Annotated in this window: 10 protein-coding genes; 4 read left to right on the top strand and 6 right to left on the bottom strand. The window is 73.1% G+C overall.

Going from position 1 to position 13,549, the window contains the following annotated elements; genetic code table 11:
* Positions 1–187: 187 nt before the first annotated feature.
* Positions 188–1,411, bottom strand: coding sequence for a molybdopterin-dependent oxidoreductase (locus ACWC21_RS32720; RefSeq protein ID WP_450887116.1), 1,224 nt, complete (start codon positions 1,409–1,411; stop codon positions 188–190).
* A gap of 114 nt (positions 1,412–1,525) precedes the next feature.
* On the opposite strand from ACWC21_RS32720, the gene ACWC21_RS32715 reads away from it, so the two are divergent.
* Both ACWC21_RS32715 and ACWC21_RS32710 read left to right on the top strand, forming a co-directional pair.
* Positions 1,526–2,902, top strand: coding sequence for a hypothetical protein (locus ACWC21_RS32715; protein ID WP_450887114.1), 1,377 nt, complete (start codon positions 1,526–1,528; stop codon positions 2,900–2,902).
* Between the two features lie 116 nt (positions 2,903–3,018).
* Positions 3,019–4,362 carry an amidase gene (locus tag ACWC21_RS32710; RefSeq protein ID WP_450887112.1) on the top strand — a complete coding sequence of 448 codons (1,344 nt, stop codon included), beginning with the start codon at positions 3,019–3,021 and terminating at the stop codon, positions 4,360–4,362.
* 204 nt (positions 4,363–4,566) lie between these two features.
* On the opposite strand, the gene ACWC21_RS32705 is transcribed toward ACWC21_RS32710, so the two are convergent.
* Positions 4,567–4,740: a hypothetical protein gene (locus tag ACWC21_RS32705; RefSeq protein WP_450887110.1), complete on the bottom strand. Its 174-nt coding sequence runs from the start codon at positions 4,738–4,740 to the stop codon at positions 4,567–4,569.
* Positions 4,741–5,224: 484 nt separating this feature from the next.
* Here ACWC21_RS32705 and ACWC21_RS32700 point away from each other — a divergent pair, with 484 nt between their 5' ends.
* Complete coding sequence (locus tag ACWC21_RS32700) at positions 5,225–5,629, top strand: hypothetical protein (protein WP_450887108.1); 405 nt, start codon at positions 5,225–5,227, stop codon at positions 5,627–5,629.
* A gap of 225 nt (positions 5,630–5,854) precedes the next feature.
* On the opposite strand, the gene ACWC21_RS32695 is transcribed toward ACWC21_RS32700, so the two are convergent.
* The 3 genes from ACWC21_RS32695 to ACWC21_RS32685 all read right to left on the bottom strand — a co-directional run bounded on the left by ACWC21_RS32695 (position 5,855) and on the right by ACWC21_RS32685 (position 11,742).
* Positions 5,855–7,360 (bottom strand): SDR family NAD(P)-dependent oxidoreductase, encoded by a 1,506-nt coding sequence (locus tag ACWC21_RS32695; protein ID WP_450887106.1) that lies wholly within the window; start codon positions 7,358–7,360, stop codon positions 5,855–5,857.
* A gap of 579 nt (positions 7,361–7,939) precedes the next feature.
* Positions 7,940–9,274 carry a wax ester/triacylglycerol synthase family O-acyltransferase gene (locus ACWC21_RS32690; protein ID WP_450887104.1) on the bottom strand — a complete coding sequence of 445 codons (1,335 nt, stop codon included), beginning with the start codon at positions 9,272–9,274 and terminating at the stop codon, positions 7,940–7,942.
* 146 nt (positions 9,275–9,420) lie between these two features.
* Positions 9,421–11,742, bottom strand: coding sequence for a GH92 family glycosyl hydrolase (locus tag ACWC21_RS32685; protein WP_450887103.1), 2,322 nt, complete (start codon positions 11,740–11,742; stop codon positions 9,421–9,423).
* A gap of 170 nt (positions 11,743–11,912) precedes the next feature.
* Between ACWC21_RS32685 and ACWC21_RS32680 the strand changes: the two genes are divergently transcribed.
* Positions 11,913–12,290, top strand: coding sequence for a hypothetical protein (locus tag ACWC21_RS32680; protein WP_450887101.1), 378 nt, complete (start codon positions 11,913–11,915; stop codon positions 12,288–12,290).
* A 13-nt stretch (positions 12,291–12,303) separates the two neighbouring features.
* Here ACWC21_RS32680 and glgC read toward each other — a convergent pair whose 3' ends face one another.
* Positions 12,304–13,524: a glucose-1-phosphate adenylyltransferase gene (gene glgC / locus ACWC21_RS32675; protein WP_450887099.1), complete on the bottom strand. Its 1,221-nt coding sequence runs from the start codon at positions 13,522–13,524 to the stop codon at positions 12,304–12,306.
* Between the last annotated feature and the right edge of the window lie 25 nt (positions 13,525–13,549).

Here is a 13,549-nt window from a genome sequence, read left to right as displayed (position 1 = left end):
AGCACCAGGTCGTGCAGCAGCGCCGCCCCCACGAACCACAGCGCCACGCCGAACCAGTCACCCGCGAGGAGCCGCAGGCCCGCGTATCCGGCGAGCGCGAAGGAACAGCCGAGCAGCACCAGTTGCAGGGGGTTGCCGAGCGGGATCCGGCGGGGCAGCACAGGTCTGCGCATCACGGGTCTGCGCATCACAGGTCTCCGAAGGTCATCCGGGCCACCCATTTGGTGTTGAGCACACCGGGCGCCGCGGGCACGATGATCCGCGCGGGGTAGCCGTGGTCCGGGGTGAGGTCCTCGCCGTTGACGTACAGCGCGAGCAGGGAGCGCGGGTCGGCGACCTGGTTGGCGCGCAGGGCGGCCCGGCGGAAGGCGCCGTGCCGCTGGAGGGACTCGACGAGGACGTCGGGCGGGTCGTCGTGGCCGACCAGCGCGGCGAGGTCGCGCAGGCGCACGCCTCGCCACCACTGGTCCGAGGTGGACCAGCCCTCGACGCAGGCGATCGGCAGCGCGGAACTGTGCAGCGGCAGCCGCAGCAGGTCGGCGCGGGCCAGCCGGACGGTCCCGGTGCGGCCGGTGACGGTCAGCCGCCACGCCTCCTCCCCGGTCTCCGCCCCGTCGATACCCGCGTAGGCCGCCGTCTTGTTGATCTGGAAGCCGCCCGGACCGCCGCCGGGCTCGGCGCCGCCGTGCGGGGTGAGCAGCGCGGTCCGGCGCAGCGGTCCGTCGAAGCTGCGGCCGGCGGTCGTCAGGAACAGCAGCAGCGATCCGCCGCCGACCAGCCACAGCGCGCCGCGCCGGGAGACGGTGGGGGCGTCCGGGCGCGGCGCGACCAGGTCCCCCTCCTCCCGCGCGCGGCGCACGCTCCGCACCGCCGTGGGCAGCTTCAGCACGGCGTGCGCGACGAACGCGGCGAAGAAGACCCAGGCGCCGTAGAAGTGCAGCGGGTAGAAGGAGCCGGGGAAGACGTAGTCGAGCTGGACGTTGAGCACCCCGGTGGTGAACTCGAACAGGCCGCCACCGACCAGCAGCAGCAGTGAGATCCGCTCCAGTGCGTGGGTGAGCGAGCGGGCCGGCGGGAGGGCGAAGAGCCGCGGCACGACCGACCACAGCTTGGCCAGCAGCACCGGGATCAGGGTGATGCCCAGCGTGACGTGGACGCCCTGGGTGAGCCGGTACAGCCAGTAGGGGTTCGTCGGCCAGGCGAAGAGGTAGAAGCCGAGGACGCCCTTGTCCGGGGTCTTGTCGTTGACCGGCGACAGACCCGGGTTGTAGGCGGCGTACGACACCAGCCCCGTCACGAACAGCACGGTGATGCCGACGAGCAGGACGAGGCCGAGCACCGAGGTGAACCAGGGGCCGCGCAGCGGGCTGCGCCAGAAGCCGGGTGAGGTGGGGAGCCGTGGATCGCTCATGTTCCGACCGTAGGACGGTGCGGCCCTGGTGAGGGGCCGCAGACCCATGACGAAACGCTGACGTCCGCCGTGCACGGCGGCCCCGCGCCCGCCGTGCGGCCTAGCGTTCCGGTTGTGAACCGCCCTCTCCCCCGTGACCTGCGCGACCTGTACGCCGTCGCCGCCGCCGTCCTGCTCGTGCTGACCGCCGTCGTCGTCGGCCGCCACATCCAGGACGGCCACCACACGCTGTTCGTCCACTGGCCCCCGCTGTTCGCCGACTGGGACCCGCACATCGGGCCGGGCACCCCGGCCGCCGTCGTGGTGGCGGCCGCCGTGGTGGCGTACGGGCCGCGGCTCGCGGCACGGCTGCGCCCGGGCGCGTTGCTCGCCACGACCTGGGGGGCGGCCATGGCCTGGATCTGGTCCCTCGCGCTGGTCGACGGCTGGCAGCGGGGTGTCGCGGGCCGGCTCACCACCCGCCACGAGTACCTCCGCGCCGTCGACCGCTTCCAGGACATCCCTGCCACCCTGCGCGACTTCACCCACCACATCGTCTGGGGCACGCCCGAGCCGTGGCCGACCCACGTCGCCGGACACCCGCCGGCCGCGACGCTCACGTTCGTCCTGCTGGACCGGGTGGGGCTGGGCGGCGGCGCGTGGGCGGCGGCCTGGTGCATCACCGTCGGTGCCACGGCCTGCGTGGCGGTCCTGGTCACGGTCCGCGTCCTCGCCGGGGACGGCGTGGCGCGGCGGGCGGCCCCGTTCCTGGTACTGGCCCCGGCCGCGGTGTGGATGGGTGCCTCGGCCGACGCTTACTTCGCGGCCGTCGCCTCCTGGGCCGTGGCCCTGCTCGCCCTGGCGGTGACCGGGCGGTCGGTGTGGTGGGCGGCCGGCTCCGGGCTGCTGTTCGGGCTCACCTGCTACCTCTCCTACGGGCTCACGCTCTTCGCGGTGCTCGCGGCGGCGGTGCTGTTCCTCGGCCGGCACCGCGTCCGCGAGCGTCCCGCGCTGCCCGTGGCCCTGGTCGCCGGCCTGGTGGTGGTGCCCGCCGCCTTCACCCTCGCCGGTTTCGACTGGTGGGAGGCCTACCGCCTGCTGGTCACGCGCTACTACCAGGGAGTGGGCGGCACCCGGCCCTACGGCTACTGGGTCTGGGCGAACCTCGCCTGCACGGTGGTGATCACCGGCCTGGCCACGGTGGCCGGCCTCAGCCGGGCCGGCGGCGCGCTCGCCCGCGCGCCCCGGGCAGTCCTCGACCGGACACCGGCCGGCACTCCCCCGGTGGTGGCCGCCGAGGCGCGCCTGGCCCTGCTCGCCCTCGCCGCCCTGCTGGCCCTCCTCGTCGCCGATCTGTCCGGCATGAGCAAGGCGGAGACGGAACGGATCTGGCTGCCGTTCGCGATGTGGCTCCTGCCGGCCTGCGCGTTCCTCACCCGGCCCCGGGCGTGGCTCGCCGCCCAGGCGGTCCTGGCCCTGCTGGTCAACCATCTGCTGCTCACCGGCTGGTGACCGCGCCCGGGATCTCGACGCGGGGGCGGGCGAACGGGCACAGTTCTGCCTGCGTACCGTACGTACCGACCGGTACGCGCCCGTGTCTCTTCCCCGTCCCCCTTTCAGGAGCGCCCGTGACCAGCTGGGTCGGCCGGACCGCCGCCGAGATCGCCACCGCCGTACGCGAGAAGCGGGCCACGCCCCGCGAGGTGGTGGCCGAGCACCTCGCCCGGATCGAGCGGCTCGACGCCCGCACCGGCGCGTTCCGGACGGTGCGGGCCGAGGCGGCGCTCGTCGAGGCGGACGAGGTGGCGAGCCGGGCCGGTCTCGCGGATCTGCCGCTCGCCGGTGTTCCGGTGGCGGTCAAGGACAACCTGGCCGTACGCGGCGAGGCGAACCGTAACGGCTCCGCCGCGACCCCCACGGTGCCCGCGGCCGACGACCATGTCACCGTGGCCCGGCTGCGGGCGGCGGGCGCGGTGGTCGTGGGGCTGACGAACGTGCCCGAGCTGTGTGTCTTCGGTACGACGGAGGGCGTGCACGGCACCGCGCGCAACCCGTGGGACCTGTCGCGCACCGCAGGGGGCTCCTCGGGCGGCAGCGCGGCCGCGGTGGCCGCCGGCCTGGTACCGGTCGCGCTCGGCAACGACGGCATGGGCAGTCTGCGCATCCCGGCGGCGAACTGCGGCCTGGTGACGCTGAAGCCCGGGCCCGGGGTGGTGCCGGCGGGCATCGGCAACGGTGACTGGTTCGGCATGTCGGAGAACGGGCCGCTGGCGACCACGGTCGGGGACCTGCGGCTGGTGCTGTCGGTCCTCGCGGACGCGGAGTTCGGCCACCGGGCGGATCCCGCCCCGCTCGACGTCGCCGTCTCGCTGCGCAGTCCGCTGCTCGGCGTGCGGGTGGGCAAGCCGTACACGAGTGCGGTCCGGGAGGCGGCGGGGCTGCTGGCCGGGGCGGGGCACCGGCTCCGGCGGGCCGAGCCGCCGTATCCGGCGTCGCTGGGCGTCACCGCGCTGCAGCACTGGACGGCGGGCACCGCCGTGGACGCCGAGGGCCTGGACCCGGCGCGGCTGGCCCGGCGGACCCGGGTGCACGCGGCGGTGGGCCGCCGCTTCGTCGGCGCGGTCCGCACCGGCGCGCGGCGGGAGCGGCTGCGCCGCCGCCTGGAGCCGTTCTTCGCGGAGCACGACGTGCTGCTCATGCCCGCCCTCGCCCGCCGCTCGCCCGAGGCCGGGCCCTGGCACGAACGGGGCTGGCTGCGCAACCTGCTGGTCAACACGAACTACTCGCCGCTGACCCCGCCGTGGAACCTCACGGGCTGGCCGGCCATGTCCGTCCCCTTCGCCACCCTGCCCTCCGGTGCGCCGTGCGCCGTGCAACTGGCCGCCCGTCCGGGGTCGGAGGCGGTGCTGCTGGAGGTGGCGGAGCAGTTGGAGGAGCTGCGCCCCTGGCGGAGAACGGCGCCGCTCGGCTAGGGCGCCGCTCGGCCAGTGCGCTGCTCGGGGCAGCGATCCGTGCACGGGTGCCGGGGTCCCAGGGGTACGCGTCGGCCGCGGCGACGATGCGGTGCCGGAGGCCTGATGCGTGGCCGGGCGCCGGCCACGGCTTCCCTGATCGGCATGGGCGTGAATCCGGCACGCCCATGCCTTCGGCGATCGCGACGGTCCGATCCGCGAGGATCAGTCCACGCTCGGCAGGATGTGGTCCTCGGCGAGGTCCTCCTCGTAGCCCGCGAGGCGGATCGGGGCGGACCGGGCCCACACGTCCAGGCTGCCGAGCTCCGTGGTCCCGCGGCCCGCACGCTCCATGCGTTCCTTGGGGCGCTGCTCGCGATTCGTCTTCTCCGGTGTCACCGCGCACTCCTTATGTGTCGGGTCACCCTCGGGGGCGTACCGGTCGGTCTGCGATCCGCCGCCTGACGCCCGCTCGGGTTGGATAGGAAGGCCAGTTCGGACGCGGTGGCGCCGGTACCTCGTACGTGAGCAGGCCGATGTGCACCGGCTCGCCCCGGGACGGACCATGGGTGTGGGTTGGGACCCGTGCTGCTGTCCGTCCACCTCAGGTTAACCAAATGAGCGGGGGCCTGCTCGATAGGGAGTGCAAACAAGGTGTAACTTTCGCGCGTCATCCGCCGGCCCACCGGCCCGTTATACCCCTCTTTGCCCGACAAGGGCATGCCGGGATACACCCGATCGGCCTACGTCGGCGAACGTATCCTCGGCTCTCCATTTCATCCCGGCCGGGAAGACTACGCAGTTCAAGTGCCGTTGGCCGAGTCGAAAGCCAGCCATGATCTGCTGGCGTACGGCAACGGCTGTCCCGCGGGAGGACTGACGCATGGAGCTGCGCAGCGTCGAGGAGCTGATGGATCTGCTGTACGCCTGCCCCTACGACTCCGCGCTGCGCACCGCCGCCCTGCTGCGCCGCGCCCGGCCTGCCGACAAGGAACTCCAGGTGGCCGGGCTGGTCTCGGGCATCGGACGCCTGCTCGGGCCCGGCGACCGGGCGGGGCAGGCGGACGCCGCGGCGCGCGCGGTGCGTGCACTGCTCGGGGAGCGGGTGTGCCGGCTCGTGCGCGCGCGGCCCGGCGCGGACGGTCCCGCTGACGACGACCTGCTGCGCCTGCGCCAGGCCGTGGCGGACGGCCCGGCCGTCGTTTTCGACGCCGGGGTCCTGGAGGACTGGCGCACGGTCCTGGAACTGGTCGCGGCGCGCAACTCCCGTCTGGGAGCGGTCGACTGACACCCCACGGGCACGGTGCGACACGCCGGTGCCCGAGGTCGGGTCGGTGACGCGGTTGCCCCACCGGAGGGGCCACAGGCCCGGGTGGTGGACCTGTGTGGAGTCGAACCACGAAGAACGCGTGACCTGCGCACCGGGCACTTCGGCGCTTCGCGCTCCACCGTAGGACGCCGCTGCCCGAACAGGCCACCGGTTAACCCCGGTTGGGGCCTGTCCGGAATCGTCTCACCACTTGCCCGGCGCGTAGTCCTTCAGGAAGACGCCGTACAGGTCCTCGCCGGCCTCGCCGCGCACGATCGGGTCGTAGACGCGGGCCGCTCCGTCGACGAGGTCGAGGGGGGCGTGGAAGCCGGCCTCGGCGAGGCGGAGCTTGTCGTAGTGCGGACGCTCGTCGGTGATCCAGCCGGTGTCGACGGAGGTCATGAGGATGCCGTCGGTCTGGAACATCTCCTGGGCGCTGGTCCGCGTGACCATGTTCATGGCCGCCTTGGCGGCGTTGGTGTTCGGATGTCCGGCGCCCTTGTAACCGCGGCCGAAGACGCCTTCCATCGCGGAGACGTTGACGACGTACGCCCGGCCGCTGGCGGCCTTCTTCGCGGCGGCCGCCATCGCCGGGCGCAGGGCGCTGATCAGGATGAACGGCGACGTGTAGTTGCACAGCTGGGTCTCCAGCAGTTCGACCGGCGAGATCTGGTCGATGGTCTGCACCCAGGTGTTGGTCTCGACGACGTCGGGAACGAGGCCACCCGCGTCGATGGCGGTGCCGTCGAGATGACGGGCGACACTGGCGTTGCCCGCGACGAGCGCCAGGTCGGCGACCTTCTGTGCGTCCAGGCCGCTGGTGCCGAGGGGCAGCGCGGCGATGCCGTCGACGGCGCCGGAGCCGAAGGCGCCGATGACGTGGTGGGCGGGGAGCTCCCCGGCGGGCAGGGGCGCACTCTCGCCCTCGACCAGGGCCGCGTACGCGGAGGGCAGACGGCGTACGGTCTGTGTCGCGTTGTTGATCAGGATGTCGAGCGGGCCCGCCCCGGCGACCTGCTCGGCGAGGGCCACGGCCTGCGCCGGGTCGCGCAGGTCGATCCCGACGACCTCCAGCCGGTGCATCCAGTCCGCCGAGTCGTCCATGGCCTTGAAGCGGCGGATGGCGTCCTTGGGGAAGCGGGTCGTGATCGTGGTGTGGGCGCCGTCCCGCAGCAGGCGCAGCGCGATGTACATGCCGATCTTGGCGCGGCCGCCGGTGAGCAGCGCTCGCTTGCCGGTCAGGTCGGCCCGGACGTCACGCTTGACCCGGTTCGTCCGGGCGCAGTCCGGACAGAGCTGGTGGTAGAAGTAGTCGACCTCGACGTACCGGGTCTTGCAGGTGTAGCAGGAGCGGGGGCGCTGGAGTATTCCCGCGATCCTGCCCTCCTCGGTGATCGACGACGGCAGGATGCCCTCGGTCTCGTCGTCGATGCGCTGGGCGGAGCCGGTCGCGGTGGCCTCGGTGACCGCCTTGTCGTGGGCGGTCTTGGCGGCCCGGCGCTCCTGGCGGCGGCGCTGCTTGACCGTGCGGTAGATGCCGGCCGTGGCCCGGCGCACCGCGATGGCGTCGGGGTGGTCGACGTCCAGCTTGTCGAGTTCCTCGAGCACGCCGAGGCACACGGCGAGCCGCTCGGGGTCGATCCCGGGTCCGTGGACCACCTCGTCCATGTCCACGCCCATGGACGCCGAGCCGTCCTCAGTCACCGTCATCGCGCTGCCGTTTCCCTGGTCACCCGCGCAGCGCTCCGACTCGCGCCCGCTTTCGAACGGGGGATTTTACGGCAGCGCGACCCCCCACCGCCAAACCGCTCCGCTCGGGTGCGGCGGACCGCGGCCGGCGCGCCGCCTGCCGAACGAACACACCGGCGGTCCACGCATCCGCCGCCACGGTCCGTGGCCGCCCGCACCGTCGCCGGTGAGCCGTCGTGGCGATCACGACGGCGCGGGACCGGACGCGCCCGGCCGCCGCCGGGCCCGTCGGCCTGGCGGGCCGCAGGACGCCTCGGACCTCAGGACGCCTCGGGCCCGGTACCCGCCGCGAGGCGTCAGCCGCCCGTGCGCCGCGGCGGGCGCACTCCCTGGGGACCCGGGTGCCACACGGGCGGACCTCCCGCCGCGCGGCCGGGCCGCAGCGCCGGAGGCCGGCACGCCGGGAGGCGATGCGGCCCCGGCGTGTCCGGCCCGGCAGGGCGGCCCCGCCGACGGCGGGCGCGGACGCGCGGGACGGCGAGCGCCGGCAGCGGGCGCGGACGCGCGGGACGGCGGGCGGCCCCGGCCGCCCCGGCCACGTCAGGGATCGCAGACCGAGATCAGCGTCTCCACCTCGTCCGTCACCGCCCGGGCGAGGCGGTCCAGGTCCGGTACGGCCTCCGCGTCGGCCACGAGGCCGTAGTGGACCCGGCCCCGGTAGGTCGACACCGCCACCGCGAGGGACTGGCCGGGGGCGAGCGGGGCGAACGGGTAGACCGCGGCGAGCGGATGACCGCCGAGCCGGAGGCCGAGGCCGGGCAGCGGCACGCTGGTGACCAGGATGTCGAACCACAGCCGGGCGGCCTGGCCGACCAGCGGCCCGCCGAGCCGGTGGCCGAGCGCGGGCACGTGGTCGGCGAGCAGCGCGACGGCGCCCGCGCCCCGGTTGGGGCCGGCGTCCTTGTTGCGGTCCATCGCCGTACGGACCCTGGCCAGGCGGGCGAGCGGGTCGGGGTCGCCGACCGGAAGCCGTATCAGGTAACCGGAGAGCCGGTTGCCCTGTGGGTGCGCGGTACGCGGGCGGCGCCGGGACACCGGGATCAGCGCCCGGGGCGCCACACCCTCGCTGCCGTCGCCCCGCTCGTCGAGCCAGCGGCGCAGGGCGCCCGCGACGACCGCGATGAGGACGTCGTTGACGGTGCCGCCGACGACCTTGCGTACCCGGTGCACGTCGTCGATGTCCAGGACGACCCCCGCGGTGCGCCGGGTGCCGCTGGAGCCGGAGGCCAGTGCCGCCGAGGAGCTCACCCCCAGGGTGGACAGGGCTACGGACGCGCCGATGTCCAGGGCCCGGCCCACGTCGGACAGCGTGCCGCGCAGCAGCCCGGGCAGCCGGACGGGCAGCCGGCGCAGGTCGGCCAGCAGCCCGCGCGGCGGCTCCACGGGGCGGGGGCGGTGTTCCGGCATGTCCATCGGGTCCAGCACGGCGGCGGCCAGCGTCAGTGCCCTGAGACCGTCGGCCAGCGCGTGGTGGAACTTGAACAGCACCGCGAAGGAGATCCCGTCCTCACCGGGCAGGACATGGGCCTCCCACGGTGCCCGGGAGCGCTCCAGCGGGCGCTCCATGAGCCGGCCGGCGACGGCGTGGAAATCGCCGGTCGGGGCGTGCAGCCGGACGTGGTTGAGCGGGTCGAAGCCGGGGTCCGCCTCCCGGGTCGCACCGCCGAACGAGCCGAGCGGCTGCCACACGTCCCTGATCCGCATCCTGAGGCCGGGCACGGCGGCGGCGCGGGCGGCGAGCAGGTCCGCCGCGTGGGCGCCCGCGGTGGGTGAGTGCGCCGAGAAGACGCCGAGTGCGCCCAGGTGCATCGGGTGCCGGTCGGACTCGATGTTCCAGAACGCCAGATCGAGAGGAGCGAGCGGGTCGGAAGTCAATGGCTTGCCTCTCATCGACGACGGACGTGGTGAGCCTGAGTCAATCCCTGACTGGAGATTACGGTCAAGTACGATCAGGCTACGCTCAGTTAACAGCAGATTAAGTCCCGCCCCTCCGAAAGGGGCGGGACGCCTGTGAGGCGAGGTCACTTCAGGGCCGGCGGCGCCGCCTCGGGTGACGTACCCCACTCCGACGGGCGCGGGCCGACCGTGAACGAGAGCGAGCGCAGCGAGCGCAGCTCACGGGTGGTCAGATAGGTCCGGTCGTGGACCGCGGTGCCCCTGCGGACCGCCTGCACGTAGCGGTCGGTGGGCGAGGTCCCCGGCGCGGTGACCGTCAGGGTGCCGCCGGGCCAGTACCGGCGGTCCAGGTGGAGGTCGACCCGGTCGAAGACGGGTGTGGACAGGCCCCAGGTGCCGTAACCGGGCTGCACCGGGAAGATCCCGATCGAGGACAGCACCTGCCAGGCCGACATCGTGCCGAGGTCGTCGTTGCCGGTCATACCGGTCGGCGTGTCCGTGAACAGGGTCAGCGCGGCGTGCACCACGTCGGTGGTCTTCCAGGGCTGCCCGGTCGACAGGTACGTGTACGGGGCGATGAGATCGGGTTCGTTCTGCGGGTTGTAGACGGCCGCGTTGTAGTAGGCGTACGGATCGCCGTGCACCCACACCTGGCGGGCGGTGCCGGCGGGATCGCTGAGCAGCCTGTCGTAGGCGAAGAACACGTCGAGCCGCTCGTTCGCCACGCGCTCGCCGCCGATCAGGCCGATCATGCCGGGCAGGTCCTGCGGCACCAGCCACTGGTACTGCCAGGCGGTGCCCTCGTGGAAGCCCACGCTGCGGGCCGGGTCGGCCGGGCCGGTGAAGGCACCGGAGGCGTCCCGGGCCCGGAAGAAGCCGGTCGAGTGGTCGAGGACGTTGCGGTAGTTGCGGGACCGGGCCGCGTAGCGGGCCGCGTCCTCGTCGTGGCCGAGCCCTCGCGCCATCTGGGCGAGCATCGCGTCGGAGAGGGCGTACTCCAGGGTGACGGAGGCGCCCTGGTGGTAGTCGGAGTCGCCCGCCTTCGGGCGCGGGCGGTCCTTGATGTACGGCGCGAACCCGTTCCGCAGGTACTCCGCGTTGGCCTCCCGGCCGACGCCCGGGTAGTCGGCGGGCGGCACCCCGTCGGCGTTCTTGCGCAGTGCCCGGTAGGCGCGTTCCTCGTACCCGCCGAGCAGGCCCAGCTGGTAGGCGGTGGTCAGGAACGGGGTCACCGGGTCGCCGGTCATGATGTTGGTCTCGACCGGGCCGTAGCCCCATTTGGGCAGCCAGCCGCCGTCCTCGTCGATCCTGATCACGGAGATCGCCATGTCCCGGGCCTCCCGGGGCGCGAGCAGGGCGAGGAGCTGGCACTGGGTGCGGTAGGTGTCCCACAGTGACCAGTTCTGGTAGTACGTGAAGCCCCTGGCCCGGTGGATCCGCCGGTCCCAGCCGGTGTAGCGGCCGTCGGCGTCGCTGCCGACGTTGGGCGCCAGGAACGAGCGGTACAGCGACGAGTAGAAGGTGCGGCGCAGGGGCGTGTCGCCGCCCCGGACCCGGACCGCTCCCAGACGGCGCTCCCAGGCTCGCCGGGCCAGCTCGCGGACGGTGTCGAAGGAACGTCCGCCCTCCGCGCGCAGGTTCACCTCGGCACCGCGTGCGTCGACGTACGACAGGGCGGTGGTCGCCTCGACGGTGCGGTCCCGGGTGGTGTCGAAACGTACGTAGGCGCCGCCGCGCCCGGTCCGGGAGCCCGCGGTGACCTCACCGCCGTCCCAGGTGCCGTACGTGGTGAAGGGCCGGGAGAAGCGGGTGACGGTGTACACGGTGTACGGGCCGGTGTCCCGGCAGAAGCCGTGGCCGGTGATGACGGTGCGCACGGTCCGGTCGTCGAGGACCTCCACCGTGCTGGTGACCGGCTTGTGCAGCGCCTGCGCCGCGTTCAGCAGGACGTTGGCGTGGTCGGTGGCGGGGAAGGTGTAGCGCTGCACACCGGTGCGCGCGGTGGCCGTCAGCTCGGCCTCGATCCCGGAGTCCAGGCCGACCCGGTAGTAGCCGGGGCTCGCCGACTCGTCCCGGTGGCGGAAACCGGCCGCGTAGTGGGCGTAGTCGGTCCGGGTGACCTCACCCGTGGTCGGCAGTACGGGCAGGTCGCCGCCGATCCGGCAGCCGACGCCCGAGAGGTGGACCAGGGAGAAGCCGCGGATGCGGTCCTGGGTGTAGTCGTAGCCGGTGCTGTGGCCGGTGTCGGGCGAGAGCTGCACCATGCCGAAGGGCATGGCCGCGCCGGGGAAGGTGTTGCCCTCGTTCTGGGTCCCGATGAAGGGGTTGACCAGGTCGGTGAGGTGGCCGTCGGACGGTTCTGCGGCAGTTGCGGCGGGGACGGTGAGCAGCGCGGACGCCGCCATGACCCCGGCCAGGCACAGCCGCGGGCGCCGGGTCCCTCTCATGTGGGACGACCTTTCGGAGTCGGACATCGTTGTCCGCATCCTCCGGGTCGAAGGCCGCGAAGCCGGGGAAGCCGCGCGGATCGCGCGAAACGCGTCGCGCGCGAACAATGGAGTCGGCACCCCTCGCGCAGGGGGAACGGCCGCCTCGGCGACGAAAGGGGGCGGGAACGATGCCGAAGGTCTCCAGGCACACGGCCACCCAGGGCGGCGACTACGGCTCGGTGGTCGACCACTCCGAGGATCTCGAGCCCTACACCGTGGACTTCCTGACGTTCCGCGCGGACGTCGACCACACACCCCTGCTCAAAGGGCTCCCCGACGACCGCTGCCAGTGCCCGCACTGGGGGTACGTGTTCAAGGGCGAGCTCGTCTTCCGCTATGCGGACCACGACGAGGTCTACCGCGGCGGCGAGGCCTTCTACGCCCCGCCCGGGCACGTGCCCGTGCACACCGAGCCGGGCAGCGAGTACCTCCAGTTCAGCCCGGCCGACGACCTGCGCCGCACCAGCGAGGTGACCATGACCCACTTCCCGCCGCTGACCGGCTGAGCACCGGCGCGGTCTAGGACACGACCTGCCCCTTGCCGAGCGCGATCACCCCGCCCTTGGACACGGTGTACAGCTCCGCGTCCCGCTCCGGGTTGACGCCGATCGTCGCGCCGGGCGGCACTTCCACGTTCTTGTCGAGGACGGCCCCGCGCACGACCGCGCCCCGGCCTATGTGCACGTTGTCGTGCAGTACGGATCCCTGGACGACCGCGCCGGGGTCGACCCGGACGCCCGGCGACAGCACCGACCGGCTCACCTGGCCGCGGATCAGGCAGCCCGCGCTGATGATGGACTCGCTCGCGATGCCGCCGGCGTTGAAGCGGGCGGGCGAGAGCTGGTACGAGTGCGTGTAGACGGGCCAGTCGCGGTTGTACAGGTTGAAGGCGGGGCGCTCGGCGATCAGGTCCATGTGGGCGTCGTAGTAGGCGTCGAGGGTACCGACGTCCCGCCAGTAGCCCTGGTCGCGGATGGTCTCGCCGGGGACGTGGTTCTCGCTGAAGTCGTACAGCTGGGCCTCGCCGCGTTCGGTGAGCTGGGGCAGGATGGAACCGCCCATGTCGTGCACGGAGTGCTCGTCCTCGGCGTCCCGCTGGAGGGCTTCGATCAGCGCCTTGGTGGTGAAGATGTAGTTGCCCATCGAGGCGAAGACGCACTCCGGGTCGTCCGCGAGCCCCGGGGGGTCGGCGGGCTTCTCCAGGAAGCGCTCCACGAGCTGTCCGTCGGAGCCTGGAGTGATCACGCCGAAGGAGGACGAGTCCGAGCGCGGGACGCGGATCCCGGCCACCGTGACACCCGCGCCGCCCTCGATGTGCTGCCGGAGCATCTGGCGGGGATCCATGCGGTAGACGTGGTCGGCGCCGAAGACCGCCACGTAGTCGGGCTGTTCGTCGTGCACGAGGTTGAGCGACTGCAGGATGGCGTCCGCGCTGCCCAGGTACCAGCGCGGGCCGAGCCGCTGCTGCGCCGGGACCGGGGTGACGTAGTTGCCGAGCAGGCTGGACATCCGCCAGGTGGTGGTGATGTGCCGGTCCAGCGAGTGCGACTTGTACTGGGTCAGCACGCAGATGCGCAGGATGTCGCCGTTGACGAGGTTGGACAGAACGAAGTCGACAAGTCGGTAGGTGCCGCCGAAGGTGACCGCGGGTTTCGCGCGGTCGGCGGTCAGCGGCATCAGGCGTTTGCCCTCTCCGCCCGCCAGGACGATTCCGAGCACCGAAGGTCCGCCACGACGCATGGTCGCTCCCCTCACCGTGGTTGAC

Source organism: Streptomyces sp. NPDC001348, assembly GCF_053597535.1.
The sequence above is the reverse complement of the archived record's forward strand: the minus strand, read 5'-3'. Positions and strand labels throughout refer to the sequence as shown.

Coding starts and splice junctions, on each gene's coding strand:
- ACWC21_RS32695 (WP_450887106.1), bottom strand. CDS start 7,360: ATGACGGTGACTGAGGACGGCTCGGCGTCCATGGGCGTGGACATGGAC.
- ACWC21_RS32685 (WP_450887103.1), bottom strand. CDS start 11,742: ATGAGAGGGACCCGGCGCCCGCGGCTGTGCCTGGCCGGGGTCATGGCG.
- ACWC21_RS32700 (WP_450887108.1), top strand. CDS start 5,225: ATGGAGCTGCGCAGCGTCGAGGAGCTGATGGATCTGCTGTACGCCTGC.
- ACWC21_RS32680 (WP_450887101.1), top strand. CDS start 11,913: ATGCCGAAGGTCTCCAGGCACACGGCCACCCAGGGCGGCGACTACGGC.
- ACWC21_RS32720 (WP_450887116.1), bottom strand. CDS start 1,411: ATGAGCGATCCACGGCTCCCCACCTCACCCGGCTTCTGGCGCAGCCCG.
- glgC (WP_450887099.1), bottom strand. CDS start 13,524: ATGCGTCGTGGCGGACCTTCGGTGCTCGGAATCGTCCTGGCGGGCGGA.